The organism is Mesorhizobium sp. M0621 (assembly GCF_040320745.1).
GTDB lineage: Bacteria > Pseudomonadota > Alphaproteobacteria > Rhizobiales > Rhizobiaceae > Mesorhizobium.
On sequence record NZ_JAMYQF010000003.1, the window covers coordinates 74139 to 100671 of the forward strand.

At 63.4% G+C, this 26533-nt stretch carries 26 protein-coding genes; 13 read left to right on the plus strand and 13 right to left on the minus strand.

Features of this window, described 5'->3' with window-relative positions; all coding sequences use genetic code 11:
* Positions 1 to 14 precede the first annotated feature (14 nt).
* Positions 15 to 146, minus strand: coding sequence for a hypothetical protein (locus NKI38_RS03100; protein WP_352654682.1), 132 nt, complete (start codon positions 144 to 146; stop codon positions 15 to 17).
* Positions 130 to 1125, minus strand: a complete 996-nt coding sequence (locus tag NKI38_RS03105; RefSeq protein ID WP_352654684.1) for a DMT family transporter — start codon at positions 1123 to 1125, stop codon at positions 130 to 132. The genes NKI38_RS03100 and NKI38_RS03105 overlap by 17 nt, the downstream gene beginning before the upstream one ends.
* A gap of 155 nt (positions 1126 to 1280) precedes the next feature.
* On the opposite strand from NKI38_RS03105, the gene NKI38_RS03110 reads away from it, so the two are divergent.
* From NKI38_RS03110 to NKI38_RS03130, 5 genes are all read left to right on the plus strand, one after another.
* The gene (locus tag NKI38_RS03110) at positions 1281 to 3263 is read left to right on the plus strand and encodes a BTAD domain-containing putative transcriptional regulator (RefSeq protein ID WP_352654686.1); all 1983 of its coding nucleotides are present in this window, start codon (positions 1281 to 1283) and stop codon (positions 3261 to 3263) included.
* Between the two features lie 82 nt (positions 3264 to 3345).
* Positions 3346 to 3957 (plus strand): rod-binding protein, encoded by a 612-nt coding sequence (locus NKI38_RS03115; protein WP_352654688.1) that lies wholly within the window; start codon positions 3346 to 3348, stop codon positions 3955 to 3957.
* Between the two features lie 100 nt (positions 3958 to 4057).
* Positions 4058 to 4483: a hypothetical protein gene (locus NKI38_RS03120; RefSeq protein WP_352654689.1), complete on the plus strand. Its 426-nt coding sequence runs from the start codon at positions 4058 to 4060 to the stop codon at positions 4481 to 4483.
* A gap of 85 nt (positions 4484 to 4568) precedes the next feature.
* Positions 4569 to 5084, plus strand: a complete 516-nt coding sequence (locus NKI38_RS03125; RefSeq protein WP_352632637.1) for a hypothetical protein — start codon at positions 4569 to 4571, stop codon at positions 5082 to 5084.
* 198 nt (positions 5085 to 5282) lie between these two features.
* Positions 5283 to 5567, plus strand: a complete 285-nt coding sequence (locus NKI38_RS03130; RefSeq protein WP_027144782.1) for an SCP2 sterol-binding domain-containing protein — start codon at positions 5283 to 5285, stop codon at positions 5565 to 5567.
* Between the two features lie 83 nt (positions 5568 to 5650).
* On the opposite strand, the gene NKI38_RS03135 is transcribed toward NKI38_RS03130, so the two are convergent.
* On the minus strand, positions 5651 to 6220 hold the full coding sequence (locus tag NKI38_RS03135; RefSeq protein ID WP_352654691.1) for a GNAT family N-acetyltransferase: 570 nt from the start codon (positions 6218 to 6220) through the stop codon (positions 5651 to 5653).
* Positions 6221 to 6316: 96 nt separating this feature from the next.
* Positions 6317 to 7450 carry an ornithine/lysine decarboxylase gene (gene odc2 / locus NKI38_RS03140; RefSeq protein ID WP_027038225.1) on the minus strand — a complete coding sequence of 378 codons (1134 nt, stop codon included), beginning with the start codon at positions 7448 to 7450 and terminating at the stop codon, positions 6317 to 6319.
* Between the two features lie 539 nt (positions 7451 to 7989).
* On the opposite strand from odc2, the gene NKI38_RS03145 reads away from it, so the two are divergent.
* The 4 genes from NKI38_RS03145 to NKI38_RS03160 all read left to right on the plus strand — a co-directional run bounded on the left by NKI38_RS03145 (position 7990) and on the right by NKI38_RS03160 (position 12004).
* Positions 7990 to 9186, plus strand: coding sequence for an amidase (locus NKI38_RS03145; RefSeq protein WP_352654692.1), 1197 nt, complete (start codon positions 7990 to 7992; stop codon positions 9184 to 9186).
* Between the two features lie 2 nt (positions 9187 to 9188).
* A complete protein-coding gene (locus NKI38_RS03150) occupies positions 9189 to 10088 on the plus strand; it encodes a LysR family transcriptional regulator (RefSeq protein WP_352632633.1) in 900 nt (299 codons plus the stop codon).
* Positions 10089 to 10175: 87 nt separating this feature from the next.
* Positions 10176 to 10844: a DUF1007 family protein gene (locus NKI38_RS03155; RefSeq protein WP_109659327.1), complete on the plus strand. Its 669-nt coding sequence runs from the start codon at positions 10176 to 10178 to the stop codon at positions 10842 to 10844.
* Positions 10841 to 12004: a nickel/cobalt transporter gene (locus tag NKI38_RS03160; protein WP_352654694.1), complete on the plus strand. Its 1164-nt coding sequence runs from the start codon at positions 10841 to 10843 to the stop codon at positions 12002 to 12004. The genes NKI38_RS03155 and NKI38_RS03160 overlap by 4 nt, the downstream gene beginning before the upstream one ends.
* Positions 12005 to 12029: 25 nt before the next feature.
* On the opposite strand, the gene denD is transcribed toward NKI38_RS03160, so the two are convergent.
* From denD to NKI38_RS03180, 4 genes are all read right to left on the minus strand, one after another.
* The gene (gene denD / locus NKI38_RS03165; RefSeq protein ID WP_352654696.1) at positions 12030 to 13007 is read right to left on the minus strand and encodes a D-erythronate dehydrogenase; all 978 of its coding nucleotides are present in this window, start codon (positions 13005 to 13007) and stop codon (positions 12030 to 12032) included.
* A gap of 16 nt (positions 13008 to 13023) precedes the next feature.
* A complete protein-coding gene (locus NKI38_RS03170) occupies positions 13024 to 13236 on the minus strand; it encodes a hypothetical protein (protein WP_352654697.1) in 213 nt (70 codons plus the stop codon).
* A gap of 81 nt (positions 13237 to 13317) precedes the next feature.
* Entirely contained in the window at positions 13318 to 14295 is a 978-nt protein-coding gene (locus NKI38_RS03175) for a cation diffusion facilitator family transporter (RefSeq protein ID WP_352654699.1), read from the minus strand.
* Positions 14296 to 14322: 27 nt separating this feature from the next.
* On the minus strand, positions 14323 to 15009 hold the full coding sequence (locus tag NKI38_RS03180) for a GNAT family N-acetyltransferase (RefSeq protein WP_352654701.1): 687 nt from the start codon (positions 15007 to 15009) through the stop codon (positions 14323 to 14325).
* An 83-nt stretch (positions 15010 to 15092) separates the two neighbouring features.
* Here NKI38_RS03180 and NKI38_RS03185 point away from each other — a divergent pair, with 83 nt between their 5' ends.
* Together NKI38_RS03185 and NKI38_RS03190 are read left to right on the plus strand one after the other, a co-directional pair.
* Positions 15093 to 16277 (plus strand): pyridoxal phosphate-dependent aminotransferase, encoded by a 1185-nt coding sequence (locus NKI38_RS03185; RefSeq protein ID WP_352654703.1) that lies wholly within the window; start codon positions 15093 to 15095, stop codon positions 16275 to 16277.
* Positions 16278 to 16428: 151 nt separating this feature from the next.
* Positions 16429 to 16803, plus strand: a complete 375-nt coding sequence (locus NKI38_RS03190) for a YciI family protein (protein ID WP_352654705.1) — start codon at positions 16429 to 16431, stop codon at positions 16801 to 16803.
* Here the strand turns inward: NKI38_RS03190 and NKI38_RS03195 are convergent, their stop codons facing one another.
* The 3 genes from NKI38_RS03195 to trhO form a co-directional block, all read right to left on the minus strand.
* The gene (locus tag NKI38_RS03195; protein WP_352654706.1) at positions 16804 to 17559 is read right to left on the minus strand and encodes an SDR family oxidoreductase; all 756 of its coding nucleotides are present in this window, start codon (positions 17557 to 17559) and stop codon (positions 16804 to 16806) included.
* A gap of 307 nt (positions 17560 to 17866) precedes the next feature.
* Positions 17867 to 18601 (minus strand): tellurite resistance TerB family protein, encoded by a 735-nt coding sequence (locus NKI38_RS03200; RefSeq protein WP_352654708.1) that lies wholly within the window; start codon positions 18599 to 18601, stop codon positions 17867 to 17869.
* 124 nt (positions 18602 to 18725) lie between these two features.
* Positions 18726 to 19646 (minus strand): oxygen-dependent tRNA uridine(34) hydroxylase TrhO, encoded by a 921-nt coding sequence (gene trhO / locus NKI38_RS03205; protein ID WP_352654709.1) that lies wholly within the window; start codon positions 19644 to 19646, stop codon positions 18726 to 18728.
* A gap of 256 nt (positions 19647 to 19902) precedes the next feature.
* Here trhO and NKI38_RS03210 point away from each other — a divergent pair, with 256 nt between their 5' ends.
* The gene (locus NKI38_RS03210; protein ID WP_352654711.1) at positions 19903 to 20541 is read left to right on the plus strand and encodes a 2-dehydro-3-deoxy-phosphogluconate aldolase; all 639 of its coding nucleotides are present in this window, start codon (positions 19903 to 19905) and stop codon (positions 20539 to 20541) included.
* A 114-nt stretch (positions 20542 to 20655) separates the two neighbouring features.
* Here the strand turns inward: NKI38_RS03210 and NKI38_RS03215 are convergent, their stop codons facing one another.
* Both NKI38_RS03215 and NKI38_RS03220 read right to left on the minus strand, forming a co-directional pair.
* The gene (locus tag NKI38_RS03215) at positions 20656 to 22485 is read right to left on the minus strand and encodes a peptidoglycan L,D-endopeptidase MepK (protein ID WP_352654713.1); all 1830 of its coding nucleotides are present in this window, start codon (positions 22483 to 22485) and stop codon (positions 20656 to 20658) included.
* 368 nt (positions 22486 to 22853) lie between these two features.
* Positions 22854 to 24389, minus strand: coding sequence for a sigma-54-dependent transcriptional regulator (locus NKI38_RS03220; RefSeq protein WP_352654715.1), 1536 nt, complete (start codon positions 24387 to 24389; stop codon positions 22854 to 22856).
* Positions 24390 to 24580: 191 nt separating this feature from the next.
* Here NKI38_RS03220 and NKI38_RS03225 point away from each other — a divergent pair, with 191 nt between their 5' ends.
* Complete coding sequence (locus NKI38_RS03225; RefSeq protein WP_352654717.1) at positions 24581 to 26413, plus strand: M3 family oligoendopeptidase; 1833 nt, start codon at positions 24581 to 24583, stop codon at positions 26411 to 26413.
* Positions 26414 to 26533: the final 120 nt, after the last annotated feature.

Below are 26533 nucleotides of genomic sequence, written 5' to 3' on the forward strand. Positions count from 1 at the left end.
CTCAGCCCGCGCGGTCATCGCAGCGGCCTCGCGACACGTCCGGTCGCCATCGACACGGCGACCGCCGACGGGTCGATCGAAGCGGTCGGCGCCATGCCGGGCGGCGGTCGGGTTGGGAACAAATTCGCTTCACCGGCAAGGGTCATCGCATTCCTCCACTGGACCTGAATTGAGGGCGGAACGATTCCCCGCCCAGGCCGCAGGCACAGCCGCAAAGGCAGACGCCGCGTCGAAGGGAATCGGACCGGCCAGCAAGGGCGTGCGTGCCTGCGGCGTTCGGTTCGACATTGCGACGGACAGGATCGCGCCGAGAATGATCGCGGCACCCAGTGCGCCCGCGGGTGAGTTCCGTTCGCCGAGGAAGATCGCCGCGCCCAACGCCCCGAAGACGCTTTCGGCACTGACGATCACGGCGGCATGACTGGCCGGGGTGAAGCGCTGGGCGGCAATCTGCATGCCGAATGCGATTGCGGTGGAGAACACGCCGAGGACTGCGAGTTCCGGGCCGGCCGCAAGTGCAGCGGCCAGCGACAGGTTGCCTTGCAGTGCCCCGAGCGGCAGGGCAAAGGCGGCGGCGCCGAGGAACTGTGTCGCCGCGGCAGTGAACGGCCGCGCATGGGCTTGCATGTGGCGGCCAAGCTCGACCATCCAGAGCGCATAGCAGGCAGCCGACAGGATGGCGGTAAGATCGCCGCTGCTGAGACCGGCGATCCCGCCGGACAAGAGCATGGCACCGATCACGGTCAGCCCGGCGGCAGCGGTAAGGCTCGCTGTCGGACGTTCGCCGATGAGCAGCCAGGCGGCCAGTGGTGTCATCACCGTTGCCGTGCTCACCAGGAAGCTTGCATTCGTGACCGTGGCGCCGAGATAGCAAAGCTGCTGAAGCGTGATGGAGACGGCAAACAGAACGCCCACCCTGGCCAGGCTGGAAAGATAGCCCGGCCCGGCGGGCGGTCGCCTTTCGGTCAAGACGAAAGGCAGCACAAGCAGCCCACCGATCAGGCAGCGCAGGCCGACGGCACTCAGCGGGTCGAGATGAAAAAGCACCGTCTTTTGCGCGACATTGCCGAGGCCCCACAAAGCGGCTGCAAACAGCAGCAGCAAATTGGCTCTAGTCTTGGACACCCGCCACCCCCTCGAGCCAAAGCCTGTTGCTGACTCGGTTGGCCCTAATTCAGCGAAGGCTAATTGACCTTGCGTCACGACAGCGCTTGAGTGCGGGGCGCTAGAGTTCCGAAGCGTTAGTTTTGAGTTAGAATTTCGTCAGGCTGGAAGAGCAAATGCAAAATGAGGGCAGCGGCGCCAATATAATCTCACTCTTCGGTGGTTTCCGGATCGAAAATGGATCGGCGGATCCGCTCCGGCTGACAGGGAAAAGAGGTCCTGCGATCGTTGCCTATCTGGCCCGGTGTCCAGGCATGGTGGCGACACGGGAGAGACTGGCTGATCTGTTTTGGGGTGACAGCGATGGCGAACACTCGCGCAACAGCCTGCGGCAAACGCTCAGCGTCCTGCGTCGGGATCTGTCGCGCGCAGGTGTGGATCTTATCCATTCCCGCGGGGACCTAATCGGCCTCGCGCCAGACGCGGTTCGGGTTGACGTGGAGGAATTCGAAGCAGGCCTCTCGGCCCGTTCCGTGCAGGAACTCGAAAAGGCTCTGGCGAACTACACCGGGCCATTCCTCGACGGGCTTTATCTGGGAAGCAGTGGGTTCGATGACTGGGTCGCATCCGAACGCGACAGGCTGCTGAGCCGCGCACTCGAGGCCTTCGAAAAATTGGCCCGCCTCGTCGACGCGGAAACCGGGGTCATCCTGGTCGATCGTGTTCTGGCCATGGAGCCGACGCGGGAAGAATCCTACCGGCTCAAGATGGAATTGCTACTCGCATGTGGTCAACACGACAGGGCGATTAGGACATACGAGGCCTGTAGAAGCATGCTGAAGAAGGATCTCGGCGTCGACGTTGGCCCGCAGACGCGAGCGCTTTGGCAATCCGTGCTGTCTGCCGTCGCCACGGCGTCAAATGTGCAGTCGGCAAATACGGTTCCAGCCAGCCAGCGCCTCGGGCACCCATCGATCAGCGTTGCCGACTTCATCAATCTGACCGGAAAGCAAGGCGACGATTTTTTCGCCAAGGGACTGGTCCAGGACATCACCACGGCCCTCTCCGAGGTCGCCGACTATATCGTGCTTTCCGCATTTCCACCCGTGGAGAAGAACGGCCCTGCCGAAGAAACCAAAATCCCGGGAATGCTCCGGGCGCAATATGTGCTCAGCGGCAGCGTCCAGAGATCCGGCAATGGGTTGAGGGTGAACATCCAGCTTGTCGATGCCGCCAGCGGCCATAATGTCTGGGCCCAGAAGTTCGACGGCCACTCCGAGAACGCGCTCGAATTCCAGGACAGGATCGCACAATCGGTCGTTCTGGCCGTGATCCTCGACCTTCAACTGACCAACTGGAAAGTCCGCGACAAGAGCCCGCCCGGTCCCCCGGAAGTGCGCAGGTTGGTGAACGAAGCTCTCATGAAATATTTTGAAATGACCCGGGATTCGCTGTTGGTCGGGATAGAGCTTGCCGAGAAGGCTGTCGCGATAGCTCCCGACAACGCTCGTGCGAAGCGAACGCTCTCGATCGTAATTTCCATGGGCGTGGCGTTTGGCTCGCTGCCCCGGGAGCCAGGGCAGATCGAGCGTGCGGTCGAGCTTGCGGAAGCAGCGGTACGGGCAGTGCCTGACGACGAAATTGCCCGCTGCATCCTGTCATTCGCTCTCGAAAGTTCCGGTCGCATCGACGAGGCGATCGCCGAGTGCCAACATGCGATCAGCCTCAACCCGAGCTATCCGACCGGCCATGGCGACATTTCGATGCTCTTTGCGTTGCGCGGACAGGTCGGTGAAGCAGTGCGTGAAGCCAACGAGGCAATCCGGCTCGGAACGCATGACGTCATCGACTTCTGGCGTCACCATGGCCTGGCTGTTGCACTGTTCGCCGGCGGAGACGATCGGCGGGCGCTCGAAGCCGCCCGCAGGGTGGTCAGGACAAAGCCGGGATTCGTTCGCGGCGCCCTCTACTGGGCTGCTGCCGCGTCGGCAACCGGAAACAACGAAGAGGCCTCGCGGGCCATTCATCATTGCCTGTCGCAACTTCCGCATCTCAACCTGGGTAATGTCTGCCCCGGTTTTGTGCCGCGCTATGTGAAGGATCATCATCACGCGAGATTCCTTGAAATGCTGTCGAGGGCTGGCCTTCCTGCGTCCTAGTGGAACCTGACTACGCGACCGGGATCCGGAGAAACCAGATCAAGCCTGCCGCTTGGCAAGCCTGCCACAAGCTTGCTGAGGCATGGTCTGGCTAAGGAAAACCGACAAAAGGCGGACTTTCTTGGCGATTTCTCCACCCAGCGACATCGTTATGGATGTGGCTCGAGCCGTCGACCCGACGGACATCGAGGCCGCCCGTGCCGCGCTGACGAAGCGGGCCAGTAGTGCTGCGGGCGCGTTTTCGGTCGACGGCGCCGCTTCGGTCGATGCCGGCTCGATCCTGTCGCGCGCCACTGCCGACAAGGCAGCCGCCGCAACCGATCCCGCCAAGAAATTCAAGAAGTTCGAGGCGATGGTGCTGCAGACCTTCATCCAGAACATGCTGCCCAAGGACACCGAAGGCGTCTACGGCAAGGGGCTGGCCGGCGACATGTGGAAATCGCAGCTTGCCGAGCGCGTGGCCGACGTGATGGCCGAACGCGGCGGCATCGGCATCGCCAAGTCGATGCTCGCCGACCACTATGTCGAGGGCAAGCGCATCGTGCCGGTGGGTCCGGTTTCGGGCGGGCCGGAAAAGACCGAGATCGATCAACAGAACAGCCTGTCGGCCTCGCTGGTCCACGAATTGCAGCGCAGGGCGGCGCGGTCGATCACCGGTGACGAGACCACCGTCAAGACAGATATCAAGATCTAGGGCATAGCCCCGGAACCGGAAACCCGGTTTTGGGAAAGATCCCGCTCAACCAAGCAGATAGTGCGTATCCGAGTTCAATCTAACCAGACCGGGATTTCTCATGGCCGACTTTTCGGAATTCACCGCCAACCTGCCAGCACGCACGACCGCGTCGGAAGCGCCGATCCCCTTCGCGCGGCCTGGCAATCTCGCCGCCATCATCGGCCGTATCGAGGAAGTGGTCGAGGAAGAGACGGCCGGCATCCGCAACGCCACCAACTATGATCTCAAGGCATCGAACGCCCGCAAGAGCCGCTATCTCTATGAGCTGACCCGCGCCATGAAGGGCGGCAGCGAAGCCGAATTCCTCGAACAGCACCGCGAGGGCCTGACCCGGCTGCGCCAGAAGCTGGCGAAAAACGAGGCGGCGATCCTGGCGCACCTCAGCGCTGTCAATGAAGTCGCCAGCCTGCTGCGGCACGCCATCCAGCGCGCGGAAACCGATGGCACCTATTCGGCCGGCGAATTCGGCTGGGCAAAGGCATGATGTCGGGCACAAAGGACACATCAGTGAGGCTGATCAGGCAACAGGGCAGCGTCATGGCGCCATCGCAAGGGAATGACAGGGCCCGATGATCAAGGTCATCGCCATCGCCGTCTGGATCTGCGCCGCCACGCTGGGCGCCGTGTTCTATTCGTTCCAGGCGGCCGGTGAGCGTGGCGTCGGCGAAACGCCGAAGCCGATGCTGGGCGGCCTCGACTACGTCAAGACCGACATCATTTCGGTGCCGTTGATCCGCGATTCCCAGATCGGCGGCTACTTTCTGACCAAGCTAGTCTACACGGTCGAACCCGAGCAGATAAAGAAGCTGTCCATTCCGGCGGAAGCGCTGATCACCGACCAGGTCTATTCCTACCTCTATTCCAATCCGCAGATCGACTTCACCAAGGAGGCGACGATTGATCTCGATGCCTTCCGCGCCGCGATCCGCGATACCGTCAACACGCGTGTCGGCACCCCTTTGGTGCATGAGGTTCTGATCGATCAGGTCAATTTCCTGTCGAAGGACGAAATCCGCGACAACTGGCTGCGCCGCAAGAAAAGCGAGACCGCGGCGGAAATGACCAAGGCGTTCAAGGAACACTGAGTTGCCCTGCTCATAGGCCCCGATCACATCGAGCCTCACCTGCCGCCAGGGCAGGAACCAGCCGCCGGAATCCGCGTTGACGTAAACGTCAACCCAAAGCTATATGCGGCAGCGACCGTGATCGCGAAACCGCGGCATGGGCTTCGGCTGGATCGAAGCGCCGTTGCGAGACAGATGCAACCAGACAAGGAGAACAGCGTGAGCGTTCAGGAGATTGCCGAGAAGATCAAGTCGCGCGTGGCAAGCAGCGGGTTCGATCGTTCCGTGAAATTCGACACCGGCAGCGACGGCGTCATCGTCATCGACGGCGCGACCGTTTCGACCACCGATGCGCCCGCCGACTGCACCATCAAGCTCTCGCTCGACGACCTGGATTCGCTGATCGCCGGCGACCTGAACCCGACCATGGCCTTCATGACCGGCAAGATAAAGGTCGAAGGCGACATGACCGTCGCCATGGCGCTCAGCCAGCTGATCGGCTGACCACTTTCGGTCACACAAAACGCCGCCCGATGGGCGGCGTATTGTTTTGAATGAAGATGCGCCGCTTCAGGCGGCTTGAGGCATCAGGCCGCCGAATTCAGTTCCTGCGCCTTCAGCTTGCGCCCTGCCGCCTTCAGCGTGCCTTCGACGCCGTCCAGCGTGCCTTCCACCAGTTCCAGCGCCAGCAGGCGGTGCCGCTCATAGGGCCCCGGCATGGCAAGCGAACCGGTCCTGGCGGCCGAGAATCCGAAGCGTGCGTAATAGGGCGCATCGCCGACCAGCAGGATCGCGGCATGGCCAAGACGCGCCGCCTCGGCGATGGCGTGGCGCATCAGCGCCGAGCCGATGCCGACACTCTTGAGCGACGGATCGACGGCGAGCGGGCCAAGCAGTAGCGCTGCCGGGCCGCCCTCGCCCAACCGCACATCCCACAGCCGCACGGTGCCGGCGACGCCGCCCGCCGCATCGCGGGCAACGAAGGCCAGGCCTTCCGAAGGCCGCCGGCCAAGCCGCAGCTTCTCCGACGATTTCTTCCGCCGCTTCGGCCCCATGGCCCGATCGAGCAACGCCTCGCGCGCCGCGACATCGGCAGCGGTTTCGGCGACCATCACAAAGGCCGGTGCGTGGCCCACGATTTCAACTGACATTTCCATTTCCGTCATCCCTGGCGAGCGGAGATTGTTCCACAGGCGAGCCCGGGTGGACGACAGACGCCCACCTGGGATGATCTGATCGGTTCTTTCGAACCGTCAGATCACGTAGGATCGGAGAGGCTCGAAGCCGTTGAAAGCGACCGCCGAGTAAGTGGTCGTGTAGGCGCCGGTGCCTTCGATCAGCACCTCATCGCCGATCGTCAGCGACAGCGGCAGCGGATACGGCGTCTTCTCGTACATCACATCGGCCGAATCGCAGGTCGGGCCGGCGAGCACGCAAGGTGCGGTCTCCGTGCCGTCATGCGCGGTGACGATCGGGTAGCGGATCGCCTCGTCCATCGTCTCGGCCAGACCGCCGAACTTGCCGATGTCGAGGAACACCCAGCGCACATTGTCGTTGGCGGCCTTCTTCGAGATCAGCACGACTTCCGACTTGATGACGCCGGCGTTGCCAACCATGCCACGGCCCGGCTCGATGATGGTCTCGGGAAGCGCATTGCCGAAATGCTTGCGCAGCGCCGAGAAGATCGCCTGGCCATAGGCCTGGGCGGCCGGCACGTCACGCAGGTAGCGCGTCGGGAAACCGCCGCCCATATTGACCATCTTCAAGACGATGCCTTCCTCGGCGAGCGTCGCGAACACCACCTTGGCGTCCGCCAGCGCGCGGTCCCAGGCGGTCAGGTCGGTCTGCTGCGAGCCGACATGGAACGACACGCCATAGGCGTCTAGGCCAAGCCCCTTGGCGTGGCGCAGCACGTCGACGGCCATCGCCGGCACACAGCCGAACTTGCGCGACAGCGGCCACTCGGCGCCCTCGCCGTCGGTCAGCACGCGGCAGAACACGCGCGCGCCGGGAGCGACGCGGGCGATTTTCTCGACCTCTTCGACGCAATCGACGGCGAACAGGCGGATGCCGAGCTGGTAGGCGCGTGCGATGTCACGCTCCTTCTTGATGGTGTTGCCGAAGGAGATGCGGTCCGCCGGCGCACCGGCGTCCATCGCCATCTCGACTTCGGCAACGGAAGCGGTGTCGAAGGATGAGCCCATCGCAGCAAGCAGGCGCAGGATTTCCGGCGCCGGGTTCGCTTTCACCGCATAGTAGATTTTCGAATCGGGCAGCGCCTTCTCGAAGGCGCGGAAATTGTCGCGCACGACATCGAGGTCGACGACGAGGCAAGGGCCGGACGGACGTCGGGTGGCGAGGAAGTCAAGGATGCGCTGGGTAGCCATCGGGGTCTCTCCATCAGCGCCTTTCGGCGCGCAATAAGGCTGCGGACGCGGGCTGTCAGCCTCGCGAACACGCGGTGGACAAAGGCGGGACGGAAATCCATGGAACCAGCCGGTGGAGACCCCGGAACCATGAAGCGCCGTCTCGCGGCGGTGAACCTTGGCCTTGCCCGGCCTCGATTCGCTTTGTCTGCCTTGGCTTGGATGGGAGACCCGTCCGCACTGCCGGCAATGAAGGTGTGCCTCTTCAGTAACCCCGGTCTTTGGACAACCGGCAGAGAACCAGAAAGGCCCGCACCGTCGTTGCTTCAAGGTGTCCTCGGGCTGGCGGTTGGCCGCTAGACCGACTGGAGGGGTTGGCTCCAGTTACCTTACCGATTTCCCTCACCATTCGAGGATCGGCGGACACCCACAGGCACGTGCGACTTTGGGCAAGCGCGATATATGGCTGGTTGCCGTCACAATCAATAAAAATCGTATCCCAGGTTGTAAAATTTCTGACATCGAACGATGTTGCGGCAACCGTATCCGGATATCGAACGATGACAGGCACGCACGGCCCTCTCAACGCCTTTCTCGATCTTCGCCAGATGCCGGTCGCACATGCCGAGCTGGGCCCGCTGGCCGGCCTGCGGCTGGCCGTCAAGGACATCTACGACGTCGCCGGCTACCGCACCGGTTGCGGCAACTTGCAGAAATTCACTGACAGCCACGCCGCCTCGCGCACGGCACCGGCCGTGCAGGTGATTCTCGATGCCGGCGCGCGCTTCGTCGGCAAGACCCAGACCGACGAACTTGCCTTCGCGCTGTTCGGTCAGAATGCGCATTTTTCGTTTCCGGTGAACCCGGCAGCGCCCGACCGCGTCACCGGCGGCTCGTCATCAGGGTCGGCGGCGGCGGTGGCGGGCAGGCTGGCCGAGATTGCCACCGGCTCCGACACCGGCGGCTCTATCCGCGCCCCGGCGAGCTTTTGCGGTCTGATCGGGCTGCGCACCACGCATGGGCGCATTTCGCTCGATGGCACGATGGAGCTGGCGCCGAGCTTCGACACGTTCGGCTGGTTCGCCGACGACATCGAGACCTACGAGACCGTCGGCAAGCTGCTGCTCGGTCGCGACCCGCACCAGCACACATTGGACCGCCCGCTGGCGCTGGAATGGCTGGACGCACTGGTTGCTCGTCCGGCGCTTGCCGAATATGCCGGAATGAAGGCGCTGGCGAGTGCGGTGTTCGGCGCTACGGCGACGCCGGCAGTGCGCTTCACCTCGTCTCCCGATGAACTCTACTGGTGCTTTCGCCGGCTGCAGGCCAGGGAGGCCTGGGCGGTGCATGGCGAATGGATCACCAGTGGCGAGCGCCAGCTCGGTCCCGGTGTCGAAGAACGTTTCGGCTTTGGCCGTGCCGTCGACGACAAAACAGCGCAGGCCGAGAAGGGGCGCCGGCTGACGTTTCGCGGCGAACTGGGCGCCCTGCTCGGCAAGGACGGGTTCCTTATCCTGCCTACGGTTCCGGGCCCGGCGCCATACGTGGACAGTACGCCGGAGCAGTTCCAGGCCTATCGCGAACGGGCGCTCCAGCTTCTGTGCCTGGCCGGCCTGTCCGGCTTTCCACAGATCACCTTGCCCATCGGCTCGGTCGCCGGCGCCCCGTTCGGCCTGTCGCTGCTTGGCCCTTCCGGCAGCGACATTGCCCTGATACGGCTCGGCCGGAGACTTCTCGACGCCGCACGAAAGGCCTGACCATGGACACACTGACCCGCATGCGTGCCTTCATCGACGTGGTCGAGGCCGAGGGCTTTTCGGCGGCGGCACGCAAGATCGGCCGCTCCAAGGCATTGCTGTCGAAATATGTGCGCGAACTGGAGGACGAGCTCGGTGCGCTGCTGCTCAACCGTACCACGCGCCAGTTCTCCATGACCGAAGCAGGCCACACCTATTACCGGCGCGCCTCGGAGATCGTGCGCGAGGTCGACAGCCTGGCCGACGCCGTGCGCGAATCCTCCGGCGACGTGCGCGGCCGGATCAAGCTGTCGGCGCCGCGCACCTTCGCCGATGCACCGATCGGCCAGTCGCTGATCGATTTCGCCAAGCAGCATCCCGACATCGTGCTCGACATCCAACTCGACGACCGCTTCGTCGATCTGGTCGAGGAAGGCTTCGACCTCGCGGTGCGCATCTCGCGGCTGGAGAACTCGTCGCTGATCGCCAGGCGGCTGGCGCCGTTTTCGATAAAGCTATGCGGCTCCCCGGAACTGATAGCCAAGCATGGCATGCCGACACGGCCGCAGGATCTCAGCCGCATGCCCTGCATCGTCGACACCAATGGCCGCGGCCTGAACAACTGGCCGTTCAAGGGCGATAATGGCGATCCGGTGAGCGTTTCGGTGTCGGGTCCAGTCGAGGTCAACAGCCCGATGACGGCGCGAGCCGCGGCCGTGGCCGGATTGGGGTTCACCGTCTTGCCGGATTTCATTGCCGCGCCCGACCTCGCCAGCGGCCAGCTGGTGGCGGTGATGGATGACCGCATCCTATCGGGCGGCGGCATCTTCGCCGTCTACCCGCACCGCCGCTATCTGCCGGCCAAGGTCCGCGTTTTCGTCGACTTCCTGGTGCAGTGGTTCAGGACGCGTGAGGTTGCCTGACCCACTTCGGCCGCGTCCGGTCCCAATTTCGCCCCCTTTCTGATAACTCTCGACATCTTTCCGAGGCCAATGGAATCGCGACCGAGAATGCACCTGAAACGGCACGCAATCATGCTGGCTTCGGCCTTGGCGGCGACATTCGCCGCCACCGGACCGGCTGAGGTGCACCCGCACGTCTTCGCCGAAGCCCGCCTTGATGTGATCCTCTCCCCGGATCACCAAAGTGTGAAAGCCCTGCGTCACCTCTGGCGCTTCGACGATCTGTTTTCCTCGACGGTGATGATGGAGTTCGACAAGAACTCCGACCTGAAGCTCGACGACAAGGAGTTGAAGGAGGTCGCCGACACCGTCCATGCCTCGCTGGCCGAGTTCAATTACTTCCAGCTCGTCACCGTCGACGGCAAGGACGTGGCGATGACGCCGCCGCCGCATCTGATGGCCAATTTCGACAACGACCAGCTGATCATCCTGTTCGAATCCGAGCCGAAGGTACCGATCAAGCTCAACGGCAAGATCGATATCGGCGTCTACGATCCGACCTTCTACACGGCGATCGACTTCACCGAGGATTCCAACATCACGGTTGAAGGCCTGCCGTCGAACTGCACCAGCAAGGTGATCCGTCCGGACCCGGACGAAGCGATCAAGGAAAACCAGAAGACGCTCACCGATGCCTTCTTCAACGATCCGACAGGCACCGACATGAGCAAGATCTTTGCCACCAAGCTCGAACTGACCTGTCAGCCAGAAGGATGAAGCCGGTGACGAAACCGTCCCTGCGTTTGGCATTTGGCCTGTTGGCCGTCACTGTCGCCATGATGCATTTTGCCAACGCCGCCCATGCCCAGAGTTCGCTCGGCATCGGCGTCAATGACGGCATGGCGCCCACCACCGGCCCCTTCGCCCACATCCTGATGTGGATCAATCTCAGGCAGCAGGAATTCTACCGCGCGCTGGCGACCGCGATGAAGGCGATGCGGCAGGACGGCAGCAAGATTTGGATACTCGTCGGCCTGTCCTTCGCCTACGGCATCTTCCATGCCGCCGGCCCCGGCCACGGCAAGGCGGTGATCTCGTCCTACATGGTGGCCAACGAAGTGGCGCTGCGGCGCGGCATCCTGCTGTCCTTCGTCTCGGCGCTGCTGCAGGGCCTGACGGCGATCGCGGTGATGGGGGTCGCCTATTTCGTCCTGCGCGGCACCTCAGTGTCGATGACAGACGCGGCCTGGTTCATGGAAATCATGAGCTTTGTCTTCGTCACCCTGTTTGGCGCCTGGCTGCTGTGGCGCAAGCTCGGCCCCGCCGTCCTGCGCCTGTTTGGCAAAGGCCCCGCCTACAGCCTGTCGGCGGCTCATGCTGGCCATTCTCATGCCGGCCATTCGCATGCAGCCCATGACCATTCGGCACATGCCCATTCGCACGCCCTGCACACGCATGACAATCACGACCATGCGCATGGCCATTCGCATGATCACGATGCGCACGATCATGATCATGGCAAACACGGTCATGCGCATCACGCGGCAGGCGAGGTCTGCGACACCTGCGGCCATTCGCATGCACCCGATCCGGCGTTGCTGTCGGGCGACCGCTTCGACTGGCGCACGGCTTGGTCGGCCGTGGCCGCTGTCGGCATTCGTCCCTGCTCCGGCGCGCTGATCGTGCTCAGCTTCGCCCTGCTCAACGGACTTTGGCTGGGCGGCCTGCTGTCGGTTCTGGCAATGTCGCTGGGCACCGCGATCACCGTTTCGGCCCTGGCCACACTCGCGGTGACCGCCAAGAACTGGGCGGTGTATTTCGCCGGCGACGGCCGCATGGGCAACCGCATCCACTCGATCGTCGAGATCGGCGGCGCGGCCTTCGTCTTCCTGTTCGGACTGTTGCTGCTGTCGGCGAGCCTGACATCAGGCGGGTGATTTTCCCCGCCGTAGTGCTGTAGGTTTAACTCGCGATCTTGCCGCCGAGTTCGTCCTCGATGTGAGCGCGGATGATCTCATCAAAACTCTTTTCGGCGACAAAGCCGAGTTCCCTCGACCGCCGCGCCTCGAACCGGGTCGGCCAACCCTTGACGATCGCCCAGATCGTCTCGTCCGGCTCCTCGCGGATCAGGCTTGCCACCTTCGGCCCGGCGATGCGTTCCAGCGCCTCGATCTGCTCGCCAACGGTGACGGCGACGCCGGGCATCGTCAGATTGCGGCGCGGTCCGACAGCGGCGCCATCGATCTCCGCCGCATGGATCAGGAAATTGACCGCCGAACGCGGGCTGGCGTGGGTGTGCACGACGGAGCGCGGCACCGGCAGGATCGCCTCGTGGCCGCTCAAGGGCTCGCGGATGATGCCGGAAAAGAAGCCCGACGCCGCTTTGTTCGGCTTGCCTGGCCGCACGCAGATGGTCGGCAGCCTGATGCCGATGCCGTCGAAGAAACCGCGCCTGGAATAGTCGGCCAGCAGCGCTTCGCTCATCTGCTTCTGGGTGCCGTAGGAGGTCAGCGGCGTCGGATGGAAGTCATCCGGAATGACATCCGGGAACGGCGCGCCGAACACCGCGATCGACGAGGTGAAGACGACGCGCGGTGCAAAGCCCGCCAGGCGAATGGCATCGAACAGGGCGCGGGTGCCATCGAGATTGACACGGTAGCCGAGATCGAAGTTCGCCTCCGCCTCGCCGGATACGATGCCGGCGAGATGGAAGACGACATCGGGCCGCGACGCGACCAGGCGCTCGGTGGCACCCGCCTCGGCAAGATCGCCGGTGTGGAGGGTGACGCTGACCCCGTCCATGACAGGTGCCTGCGGCGGCACGATATCGTGCAGGTCGAGCGCGGTGATCTTGCCGCCGCGCAGTGTGCCGTCCTTGGCCAGCCGGGCGATGAGCTTGCGGCCGACCATGCCTGCGGCGCCGGTGATCAGAATGCGCATGTCGAAAATCCCTTGCCTATTTACCCTGGTTTTTGCGCTGGTTGCGGGCCCGCAGCCAGAACACCGAGAAGAACGCCAGCACGAAGACGATGCCAAAGGCGCCGGCCAGCACGGTCGAAAGGCTGCCAAGCGCCAGCATCATGGTCGGCAGATAGTAGGCGCCGATGCCGAACAGAAGCATGATCCACACCGCTGCGATGGCCGCATTCCTGGTGTCGCGATCCATCACGCCGCGTCCGGGCAGTGGGCGTTCATCAAGCTGGTTTTCAAGGTTTGGAACTCCTAAGGCAGGACGACCAATCGATCGGTCCTAGTGATGGTGGTCGTGATACGCGGCCGCTTCATGCCCGTGGTCGTGGTCGTCGCCATCGTCGGCGCACTGTCCGAATTCCGGTTCCACGGTGGCATGGCTGATGCCGTGCTCGCTGGCAAGCCGCTTCTTGACGGCGCTGACCGCCTGGTGCGCGTCGACGCCCTCGTCGAGGCAGGCATGCAGCGTCGCCATGTTGCTGGTGCCGTCGAGCGACCAGACATGCATGTGATGCACTTCGCGCACGCCCTGGATCGTCGCCTCGATATCCCTGGCTATGAGATCGCGGTCGAGGCTGGGCGGCACGCCCTCAAGCAGGACATGGGCGGCTGCGCGCATCAGCGACCATGCCGTATACAGGATCAGCAGCGAGACAAGGACCGACAGGATCGGGTCTATCGGCGTCCAGCCGGTCGCCAGGATGACCAGCGCGGCAGCGATGGCCGCGGCCGAGCCAAGCAGGTCGCCCAGCACATGCAGGATGGCGCCACGCATGTTCAGGTTTTCGCGATCGCCGCCATGCAGCACGAAGAACGAACCGATATTGACCAGCAGGCCGAGGATCGCCACCACCAGCATCGGCCCGCCAAGCACCGGTGCCGGCGCCTGCAGGCGCCCCCAGGCCTCGTAGACGATCCATAGCGCGATGACGAAGATGGCGATGCCGTTGGTATAGGCCACCAGCGTCTTGACCCGGCCGAAGCCGTAGGTGAGGCGAACGGTCGCCGGACGCCCGGCAAGATGAAACGCATACCAGGCAAGGCCGAGCGCGATCGCATCGGCGAGCATGTGGCCGGCATCGGCCAGCAGCGCCAACGACCCGGTGAGGATGCCGCCGATCGCTTCAGCGACCATGAAGCCGCCGGTCAGGCAGGCCGCGATAAGCACGCGTTTCTTGTCGGTCGAGCCATGCACATGACCCGGCCCATGATCGTGCCCAATGTGATCATGCCCGCTATGATCGTGGGTGTGGGCCAATGGCAAACTCCCGTTACGCGCCTGATCTCACGCACCGAACTGCGCGCGAAAATCCTCAAGCCGTCGCTTCTGCTGGCCGTCGCCATCGAAATTGGCCGGATCGAGCCACGCCTCATAGGCCTTGCGCAAGGCCGGCCACTCCTTGTCGATTATCGAATACCATGCCGTATCGCGGTTTTCACCCTTGACGATGAGATGCTGGCGGAAAATGCCCTCGAACTTGAAGCCGAACCGTTCGGCAGCCCGCTTCGATGGCTCATTGCGGTTGTTGCACTTCCATTCGTAGCGGCGATAGCCAAGCTCGTCGAAGATGTATTTCATGAACAGGAACTGCGCTTCGGTCGCTCCCGGCTTACGCGAGATGAGTGGCCCCCAATAGATGTTGCCGATCTCGATGACGCCGTAGGCCGGATCGATGCGCATCAGCGTCTGGCGTCCGGCGACCTTGCCGCTGGCCTTGTCGATGACCGTGAAGAACAGCGGATCCTCGCTGGCCTCCACCTTGTCCAGCCATGGCTGGAAGGCGGCACGGGTCTCCGGCGGATAGTCGGGCAGCCAGGCGAAGCGCCCATCGACATCGGACACGGACGACGCCTCATACAGGCCATCGCCATGTTTTGCGGCGCTCAGCGGTTCAAGCCGGACATACCGGCCGTCGATGGCCTTGCGTTCGGGCCGCGGGCGCGGTTGCCAGTCTTTGAGATTTTCCGACACCGAAAGCTCCAATCCGTTTGACTTTTGCGGCCTGAGGCTCACAAAAACGCGACCCAACAGCAAGAACCACACGGACGGGAAAAATGCTCCACACGATTTCGGCCTTCGACCGTCTCGGCGAAGAAAACGCCTTTGCCGTGCTCGCGAGGGCCACAGCACTGGCCCAACAAGGCCGCGACATCGTCAATCTCGGCATCGGCCAGCCCGACTTCAAGACGCCGCAGCACATCGTCGAGGCGGCGATCAAGGCGCTACGCGACGGCCATCACGGCTACACGCCGGCCAATGGCCTGCTGGCGACGCGCGAGGCGGTGGTGCGGCGCACGCTGACCACCACCGGCGTCGAGGTGTCGCCCGAAGCGGTGATGATCCTGCCCGGCGGCAAGCCGACCATGTTCGCAGCGATCCTGATGTTCGGCGAGCCTGGCGCCGAGATCCTCTATCCGGACCCTGGCTTCCCCATCTATCGCTCTATGATCGAGTTCACCGGTGCAGCACCTATTCCAGTGCCGATGCGCGAGGAAAACGGCTTTGCCTTCTCCGCCGAGGAGACGCTGGCGCTGATCACCTCCAAGACCAGGCTGTTGATCCTCAATTCGCCCGCCAATCCGACCGGCGGCGTCACGCCGCGCGCCGAGATCGAGAAACTGGTCCAGGGTCTGGAGGCGCATCCGCAGGTCGCCATCCTCTCCGACGAGATCTACGACGTGATGACCTATGACGGCGAGACGCATTGCTCTCTGCTTGGCTTTCCCGAGATCCGCGACCGGCTGATCGTGCTCAATGGCTGGTCGAAGACCTGGGCGATGACCGGCTGGCGCATGGGCTGGTCGATCTGGCCAAATGGCGACGAGGGTGCCCATCTCTACGACAAGGTGCGCAAGCTGGCGGTCAATTGCTGGTCCTGCGTCAACGCCCCGAGCCAGTTTGCCGGCATCGCGGCAATCGACGGCCCGCAGGACGATGTCGACAAAATGATGCGCGCCTTCGACCGCCGCAGGAAGATCGTTGTCGAGGGATTGAACGCCCTGCCCAACATTTCCTGCATCACGCCCAAGGGCGCGTTCTATGCTTTCCCCAACGTCTCGAAGACCGGCTGGAAAGCAAAGAAGCTAGCTTCGGCGCTGCTCGACGAGGCCGGCGTGGCGCTCATCGGCGGCCCCGATTTCGGCATTCTCGGCGAAGGCTATATCAGGCTCTCCTACGCCAATTCCGAGGAGAACATTTTGCGCGCGCTGGAGCGGATCGGAGCATTCCTGGCGAAATGAGCGTCACAGCGCGCCGATGGGCTCTTTCCGGTTGTTGCGACTGGCGACCATGATGGTGTCATGATCCGTCCGGAGACGCACGGCCAGGGCTGGGCGTGCGTGCTGGGAACAGCTACGCTCCCCTGGATCAGGATCGAAGCGGGTGCCTCAGATGTTCTATGCAATCCTTGCCTATCACGTGGAAGATGCCATCAAGGCGCTGACGCCGCAGGAAGATGCCGCTCTGATGGCCGACTTGCTCAAGATACATGATGGGCTCTACGCCGACGGCAGCCTCGGACCTTCGGCGCGGCTTGGGGCGACACAATCCGCCTTCACTTTGCGCGGGCCAGGCGAGGGAACCGTCATTGACGGGCCATTCGCCGAGACCAAGGAACAGCTTCTCGGTCTCTATATCGTCGACTGCGCGACGCGCGACGATGTGATCGCCATCGCGCGCGACTTTCGCCGCGTCAATCCGACCGCCGTCTACGAGATCCGTCCCGTCGCGCTCTACCTTCCGGGCGGGCCGTTGGCCGGGAAATAACTACCCACGCCCCACAAACGGCATCTTGGTCGCCATCACCGTCATGAACAGCACGTTGGCGTCGAGCGGCAGGCTGGCCATGTGGACGACGGCGTCGGCAACGCGCTGAACGTCCATCACAGGCTCGGCGGCGATCAAGCCGTTGGCCTGCGGCACGCCGACCGTCATCGGCTGTGCCATGTCGGTCAGCGCATTGCCGATGTCGATCTGACCGCAGGCGATGTCATAGGGTCTTCCGTCGAGCGCCAACGTCTTCGTCAATCCGGTGATGGCGTGCTTGGTCGCGGTGTAAGGCACGGAGCCCGGACGCGGCGCGTAGGCCGACACCGAGCCATTGTTGATGATGCGGCCGCCCATCGGCCGCTGCTTGCGCATGGCGCCAAAGGCGGCGCGGGCGCACAGGAACGAACCGGTGAGATTGACGCCGACGATATCGTTCCACACCTCGATCGGGATCTCGTCGATCAGCGTCGATTTGTAGCCCATGCCGGCATTGTTGAAGAGCAGGTCGACGCGACCGAAGGCCGCCGCCACCGTCTCGAACAGATCATCGACCTCACTGGGCCTGCTGATATCGCAGGCAACCGCCAATGCCTTGGCATCGGTGCGGCCAACTTCGGCGACCGCGGCATCCAGCACCGACTTGCGGCGCCCGCAGAACACCGTGTTCCAGCCGGCCTTGAGCAGCGCCGTGGCGACGCTCTTGCCGATGCCGGTGCCGGCGCCGGTGACGATGGCGGTTCTTTTTACGATCATGGCTGTTGTCCTCCGGCAATGACGCGCGCTCGCACTATTTTCCGGGTTTGCGCAAGAAGCAAAGGCATCGCAAATGACGGCGGCGATGGCAAGCCGAAGCACAAAGCATGATCCGAAATTGGGATCCGATTTTGCTGGAGATCATGCTCAGGCGACCAGATCGTGCCGACAAAAAGGGCGGTCATTGGCGACCGCCCTGATCTGAACCGGGCTTGGGAGGAGGAAAGCCGATCCGACTGGTTAGAATGATGCGCTTGCTGGGTTAACGAAAGGTTAACGCGAAACAGGCAGCCTGTGCCGTTTTGGCCTACCAGCGCGGATTGGGTGAAGTTCCGGCCTTGGCCGGCACCTTGGCTGCCGAAACCGTCGCCTCGACATGATCGACCAGCGCATCCGGCAGGCCAAGCCGGCCGGCCAGCAGGTCGAGGTAGCCGCGCTCGGCACGTGTGTCGGGATCGATGGTCAGGCGCGATGCGGTGTAGAGTTCGAGCTTCTGCGCATCGGTCTGGGCGCCGGCCACCAGCGCGTCGAGGTCAAGCGGACTCGCCAGCTCCGCCATCAGGAATTTTTCGGCATCGGAGCCAATTCCCGAAAGGCTCAACTTGCCGGCGATCTTCTGGCGCTCGTCATCGTCGATATGGCCGTCGGCCTTTGCTGCCGAGATCATCGCCCGCACCAGGATGAGGGTGAATTCATCCTCGCCTTGCGGTGCCTGCGATGGGTGGAAGGCGGTGTCCTTGGGCGGCGGCAACAGTTCCGGCTCGGCGGCCGGCGCCTCGGCCGGTGCATTGCCGGCCTTGTAGTTCTGGTAGGCCTTGTAGGCGAGGCCACCGATCGCGGCCAATCCACCGAGCTTCACCGCGGTGCCCGTCACCTGGCGGCCGGCACCGGTTCCGAGCAGCACTGCAGCGAGCGCGCCGGCGGCCAGCGGATTGTCCTTGGCCATCTGCACTGCCTGACCCGCCTTGTCGCGAACGGTGCCGCTGGTGCCGGGGATTTGCGAACCGAGCAGATCGTCGAGAAGCTTCTTGGGATCGAACATTCAATGCCTCCAGGATTTGCCCGGCCGAACGGGCAGGTTTCGAACGTCGAAGACGTAGGTCCCGAACCCTTGCATTACAATGACAAACCGTCGCTTTGCCGCAGCTGTCGATAACAGCGCCAACCTAGGATCCGATGTGCGGGTCCCTGCCCCGCGCCCGCGCAAGCTCGACCTGCCGCTGACGCTCGGCATAACGCTGGCGGTCCTCGTTTGAACGCGCATCGAAGCAATGCGGGCACGAAACACCGGCGGCAAATTTGGGCGACGTCAGGTCGCTCGGCGTCAGCGGGTGGCGGCAGGCGCGGCAGAGTTCAGCCTCGCCCTCGGCAAGGCCGTGCGACACCGAAACCCGTTCGTCGAAGACGAAGCACTCGCCTTGCCACAGGCTCTGTTCGGACGGAACCTCCTCGAGGTATTTGAGGATGCCGCCCTTGAGGTGGAACACGTCCTCGAAGCCGAGCGATTTGACATAGGCGGTCGCCTTTTCGCAGCGTATGCCGCCGGTGCAGAACATCGCGACCTTACGGCCTTCGAGTTCCGCCCGGTGTGCTTCCACCCAGGCGGGGAACTCGCGAAAGCTCGCCGTTGCCGGATCGATCGCGCCCCTGAAAGTGCCGATCGACACCTCATAGGCGTTGCGCGTGTCGATAACGATTGTATCGGGTTCGGAAATCAGCGCGTTCCAGTCGGCCGGCGCGACATAGGTGCCGGCGCTCGTCGCCGGATCGATATCCGCGACACCCATGGTGACGATCTCGCGCTTCAGCCGCACCTTCATGCGATGGAACGGCATTTCCGCGGCTACGCTGTATTTGACCTCGAGGCCGGCGAGCCCTTCGATGGCTTCGAGATACTCGATCAGTTCGGCAATCGCCGTTTCGCTGCCGGCGACGGTGCCGTTGATGCCTTCATGCGCCAGAAGCAGCGTGCCCTTGATGCCGCGCCCACAACAGAAGGCAGCGAGCGGCGCGCGCAGCTCCTCGAAGGCGTCGAGCCGGGCAAACCGGTAGAGCGCGGCGACGCGAAAGGGCAGAAGTGATATCATTGCCGAAGCCACTAAACGCTCACGCAAGCCGATTCAAGGCAGAGCCGGAATCCCGGCAAGCGTCGACTGCGCGTGACATCGCGACACGCTTCGTTTCATGGACAGAAAAACACCCGTCTGCTAATCGGTTGAATTGTCCTAAAGCGCGTCGCGCCGAAACGAATTCATGCGATGCGCTTTAGGTCTTTGTTTTATGCATGTCGTTTCCCAAAACCGGGTCACTTTGGGCGACATGCACTAGGATACGGAGAGACAGATGCCCAGCAAGACCGAAAACCTCCTGTCGCTCCTCAACGGCCAGCCGGTCATACCGGTGCTGAAGATCTCTGATGTCGCCGACGCCGTGCCGCTGGCACGCGCCCTGGCACGCGGCGGCCTGCCGGCAATCGAGATTACGCTGAGGACCGCCGATGCACTGGAAGCGATCCGGCGGGTGGCTGGTGAGGTCGAGGAGGCCGTCGTTGGCGCCGGCACCATTCTCGATATCAGGCAGTTCGAAGAGGCAGCGAGCGCAGGCTCGCGATTCATAGTCAGCCCCGGCATCACCCGCGAGCTTCTGGCGGCAGCCGCCGACAGCGATGTTCCGCTGCTGCCCGGCGCCGTCACGCCAGGCGAGATCATGGCGGCGCGGGAAGCCGGCTTGCGTTTCTTGAAATTCTTCCCGGCCGAACAGTCGGGCGGCATCGCTTCGCTGAAGGCCTTCGCCTCGCCGCTGGCCGATGTGAAATTCTGCCCGACCGGCGGCATCACCGGCAAGAACGCGGCCGATTATCTCAGCCTGCCCAACGTCGTCTGCGTCGGCGGCTCCTGGGTGGCGCCGGACGATTTGGTCAAGGCCGGCAAATGGGACGAGATCGAAGCCCTAGCGCGCGCGGCGAGCGAGCTCGCGAAATAAGGCTTCGCGGCATGAAATAACCCGGCCGACTTGCGTCGCAGTGTGGCCGCGCCTTGCCGCGCAACAAAAAGCCGCGCTGGTTGCCCGGCGCGGCTTTGTCGATTGATCGGTCCGTTACTTCGTCTGGAAGCGTGCGACCGACAGGAACTTGACCGCGTTGCCGGTGAAGCGGTTGGCATCGGCCACATCGTTGCCTGGCTGGAAACCGGCCGTGTAGACCTCGCTCGGCGGCGTGTGCACGATATTGTAGGCGTAGCCCGGCGCCGTCGTGGAACTTGAAACAGCGGCGACATTCTCGCCGCTGGTCAGCGCCCAGCGGGCGGCCTGAGGTGCTGCGGCAACCACCATCGCCTTGGGGCCTGGCTTCAGGTCACGGGCCGTAGCCCTCGATTCCTTGCGGGTCGTCTTCACGCCGGCGCCGATCGCGGCGGCCGGATCGGAGCCGGCCGGGCGGGCAACGACAGCGTCGCGCGGCGATGCGGCATCAGTGCCCGACGGATCGTTGAACGCCGAACGCGGCTCGGACTCGGACAAGGAAGCAATCTGATATTCGTCGGCCGCGCCGACCTGGGCATTGGCCTCGTCGAGCACGGCCTTGACAGCGTCCGGCCTGGCCATCTCGGGGCGCGCCGTCGGCAGCACCGAGAACGCATCGGTCGCGGTCTTGCCGTGCTCAGCCGTATCGGCCAGCGCCATCAGCACATCCTTGCTGGGCGGCGCAGCCAGAGCGGCCGGCAGCGAAGTTTCGGGGCGCCAAGTCGGCAACGGTACGTTGTTGACGGCAATTTGGGCCGGATCAGCCGAAGCCGTTGCATCGGCCATGCCGAAAGGAACGGTCGCCGGCGCATGTGCTGTCGCCACGGCCTGCTCGGTGGTGGCTGTCGCATCCGCCATCGCAAAAGGAACGTTCTCAGGCGGCTGCGCGCCGACATCGGCTTTCGGCCGCGGTGCGAAATCAGGCAACGGAATGCTGCGTGCCGGCAATGCCGCGATGATCGTCTCCGGCGTGTCCTGTTCCGGCTCCGGAGCCTGCTCGTCGGCAATCTGCGGAATTTCGGCGCGCTGCGCGTTCTCCGGCGCCACGATGGCGATGCCCGGAAGGTTGCTGGCCTTGGCTGCCACGGCCGGCTTCAGGTTTCTCGCCTTGGGCGGAGGCGCAGCCGAAGCGGTCTCGACATCGGCGCTGTCGTCGGCCTCGTCGTCGCCGCCGCCAAAAAAGGCCGACAGGAACCCGCCTGATTTCTTGCCGCTGCCACCGGCGCTGGCCAACTCGATGGCCGGCGAGCCCGAACCCTTGCGCGCCTTGTAGGAGGCGAGCGCCTGCTCAAAGCCGGGCAGCGGCCTGCCGTCGCTCGGCACATGCAGCGTCTTGCCATTGGGGAACAGGCTGACCAGTTCCTGGCGGCTGATACCGGGCCAGTGGCGCACATTGCCGACATCCATATGGACGAACGGCGAACCGGAGGACGGATAGTAGCCGACGCCGCCGCCCTGCATCTTGAGACCGATGTTGCGCAGCTTCTTCAGCGGCACGCCGGGAATGTAGAAGTCCATCGCCTTGCCGAGCATGTGCTGGCTCTTCTCGGCGACGCCCCGGCTGCGGCTGCGCAGCATCGAATTCGTCGACGGCGAGCGATAGCCGCAGACAACCTGGATGTAGTCCGTGGCGCCAGCTTCCCGATACGCTTCCCAGACCAGATCGAGCAGACGCGGATCCATCTTGGTCGGCTCGTTGCGACGCCAGTCGCGCAGAATGATGTTGATCTTCCTGAGACCCTCCGGGACGTAGCGGCCGTTGCGCTTGTAGACGATCTCGGCCTTCTCGTGGGTGTGGAGGTGATAGAGCTTCAGCGAACGTGTTTCGGCGCTGGCTCCGGTCGCAGCCGCGGCAACAAAACCAAATGCGACAATCAACGCTGCCAGCCACTTCGGCCAGACGCTCACGTGATAATGCCGCCCGTTTATGTGTCGTTCGATTCTGTTCAAATCAAAAGGCCTTGCAGGCTGCCGTTTGTCCCCGGATTTGCCCAAACGGATGTGTCGTTATCACATCCGAATATCGATCCTAATGGTTAATCATCGCTTATTGAAGCCGAAATGCGGTAACACCGTGGCGATATCCCGTCAAAAATTGTGCACAGGGTTTCTTGGTAAACCGCTGGTTTAGATCATGTTTCCGCCTTCGCCCGGAACACGATCTGTTACCGTTAGCCTTAATGCGTGAACAGAGCTGTCCATAGGCTCGCCACAATCCACCAAGGGCCCGGTATACGGGCTGTTGTGGCATTGCAAGCTGGCGCCGGCCTTGTGCCTCAGGAAGCGAGCCGGTCGACGCGGCCGGTTTCGGGGTCGATGCCGTATTCCTTGAGCTTGCGGTAAAGCGTCGAGCGGCCGATGCCGAGTCGGCGGGCGACTTCGCTCATCTGGCCGTTGTAGTGATCGATGGCGAGCTTGATCATCTCGAGTTCGACATCGGCCAGCGCACGCACATTGCCGCGTTCGTCGAGCGCCCGCAACGTGCCGAAGCGGGGCTGCAGCCTGGCCGGCGAATCGGGTTCGGTTGCCGGGCTTCCCTCGCCGGGCACGGCTACTTCTTCTCGCCCATCCAAAGGCAGGGACGGCGACAGCGCACCACCGTCGGTGTCGAGATTGACAGTGCCTTCCACCTGCGCCCGGATCTGCGGGAAGTCCTCCGTGGTCAGCACATCGCCTTCGCAAAGCACCGAGGCCCGGAAGACGGCATTTTCGAGCTGCCGGATGTTTCCAGGCCAGTCATAGGCTTGCAGCACGGCAAGCGCTGCGGCCGAAATGCCTTGCAGGCGATGACGCGGGTCGGCCGGCGCGACCTTGTCCATGAAATGGGTGACCAGATAGGGGATGTCGTCGCGGCGGTCGCGCAGCGGCGGCACGAAGATCGGGTAGACGTTCAGCCGATAGAACAGATCTTCGCGGAACTTGCCGTCCTTGACCTGCTGCAGGAGGTTGCGGTGCGTCGCCGAAATCAGCCTGATGTCGACCCTGACGGTCGAGCGTCCGCCGACCGGGTCGACCTCGCCGTCCTGCACGGCGCGCAGCAGCTTGACCTGGACGTCGAGCGGCAGGTCGCCGATCTCGTCGAGAAACAGCGTTCCCGAATGCGCTTCGACGAATTTTCCGGTGTGCTTGTCGGTCGCGCCGGTGAACGAACCCTTCTCGTGGCCGAACAGGATCGATTCGACCAGATTGTCGGGAATGGCGCCGCAATTGACGGTGACGAAGGGTTTCGAGCGGCGGTCGCCGCTGCCCTGGATGGCGCGCGCCACCAGCTCCTTGCCGACGCCGGACTCGCCCTCGATCAGAATCGGGATGTTGGATGCCGCCGCTTTCTGGCCGAGGCGGATCACCCTGTCCATGGCCGGGCTGCGCGTGATCATATCCTTGAAGGTCAGAAGGCCGTTGCGTCGGCGCGACGTGCGTTTGACCTCGCCCTCGACGGCCTCGACCTTGAGCGCATTGCCGATCGACGCCTGCAGCCTGTCGGGAGACGCCGGCTTGACGACGAAATCGAAGGCGCCGTGGCGCATCGCCGAGACCACGGTCTCGATGCCGCCCTGAGCGGTCTGCACGATGGTCGGGACATTTATGTCACGCTCGCGCATCGCCTTCAGCACGCCGATGCCGTCGAGACCGGGCATGACCAGATCGAGGATGACCACCGAAACCTCGCGGGCGCTGGGCCCGTCGAGGACATCGAGAGCCGCCGCGCCGCCGTCGACGACGATGGCACTATAACCGAACCGCGTCACCGCCGCTTCGAGCAGCCGGCGCTGCACGGGATCGTCATCGACTATGAGTATGGAACCTGTCATGACTGGTATGACTGCCCGCCCGAGGAATTCTGCCCTGTGGACCATCTTGGCACAGGGTTCTAAATAAGGTTTCAAAAAACCCGGTGAATGAATTCCTTAGGATTTGACCGGCTTCTCGTTTCCCCTTGAATCTTTGGCTACGGAAGGTGTCGGCAATGCACATGGTTTCTGGGCCCATAGTTTCTGGGCACATGGTTTCTGTTCGGCAGCTTGCGGCGCCAGCGTCCGGCCAGGGCGCGGCCGAGCTTGGCGACCTGCCGGAATGGAATCTTGCCGACCTCTATGCCGGCATGGACGCGCCGGAACTGAAGCGCGATATCGCCAAGGCGGCCACCGATGCAATCAGCTTCGAGAACCGCTGGAAGGGCACGCTGGCCGCCGAGGCCGAGCGCGGCAGCGCCGGCAGGCTGGGCGAGGCGCTTGTCGCCTACGAGGCCCTGGAGGAACTGATCGGCCGCATCGTCTCCTATGCGGGGCTGGTTTATGCCGGCAACACCGCCGACCCGCAGCGCGCCAAGCTCTATGGCGACATCCAGGAGAAGATGACCGACGCCAGCGCGCACCTTCTGTTCTTCGCGCTCGAACTCAACCTGATCGACGATGCCGCCATCGAAGGCGCGCTCGCCGGCGATCCCGCGTTCGGCCATTACAGGCCGTGGGTGCTCGATCTGCGCAAGGACAAGCCCTACCAGCTCGAGGACCGTGTCGAGCAGCTCTTCCACGAAAAATCGATCACCGGGCGCGGCGCCTGGAACCGCCTGTTCGATGAGACGATGACCGACCTTCGCTTCGACATCGACGGCGAGGAATTGACGCTGGAGCCGGCACTGAACCGCCTGCAGGACGCCGATGGCGAGGTGCGCCGCCGGGCGTCCGAGGCGCTGGCCACGACCTTCCGCAAGAATTTGCGCACCTTCACGCTGATCACCAACACGCTGGCCAAGGACAAGGAAATATCCGACCGCTGGCGCGGTTTCGAGGACATCGCCGATTCACGCCATCTCGCCAACCGCGTCGAGCGCAGCGTGGTGGATGCCCTGGCGTCCGCCGTTCGCGACGCCTATCCGCGCCTGTCGCATCGCTACTACGCGATGAAGGCGCGCTGGCTGGGCATGGATGTGATGAACCACTGGGATCGCAACGCGCCGTTGCCGGATACGCCCCAGGCGATTATCGGCTGGGATGAAGCCAGGAACACCGTGCTGTCCGCCTATCAGCGTTTTTCGCCCGACATGGCGGAGATCGCGCGAACCTTCTTCGACCGCAACTGGATCGACGCGCCGGTGCGTCCGGGTAAGTCGCCCGGCGCCTTCGCGCATCCGACCGTGCCGTCGGCGCATCCCTATGTGCTGCTCAATTACATGGGCAAGCCGCGCGATGTGATGACGCTGGCGCACGAACTTGGCCACGGCGTGCATCAGGTGCTGGCCAGCGGCCAGGGAGCGTTGATGGCCTCGACGCCACTGACGCTGGCCGAGACGGCGTCCGTCTTCGGCGAGATGCTGACCTTTCGCTCGCTGCTCGACCAGACCACCGACAGGCGCGAGCGCAAGGCCATGCTCGCCCAGAAGGTCGAGGACATGATCAACACGGTCGTGCGCCAAATCGCCTTCTATGAATTCGAGCGCAAGGTGCATGCCGAACGCAAGAACGGCGAGCTGACCTCCGACAGGCTCGGCCAGTTCTGGCTCGAAGTGCAGGCCGAAAGTCTGGGTCCGGCGATCAAGCTGCGCGAAGGCTACGAGGTGTTCTGGACCTACATCCCGCACTTCATCCATTCGCCTTTCTATGTCTATGCCTATGCTTTCGGCGACTGCCTGGTGAATTCGCTCTACGCCGTCTACCAGAACGCCGAGCGCGGCTTTCAGGACAAGTATTTCGAAATGCTGCGCGCCGGCGGTACCAAGCATCATTCCGAGCTTCTGGCGCCCTTCGGCCTGGATGCCACCGATCCCGCCTTCTGGCAGATCGGGCTTGGTGTCATCAGCGGCCTGATCGACGAGCTGGAAGCGCTCGACGCCTGAAACACATCCCGCAGGCGTCGCCGAACAGTTTAGCCGGAATGCATGTTGGGATAGCTGTACTATCGCCCTAAATATCTGTTCTTGAAGTACTCTCCACCGAAGTTTTCCGATAGCTTTCCA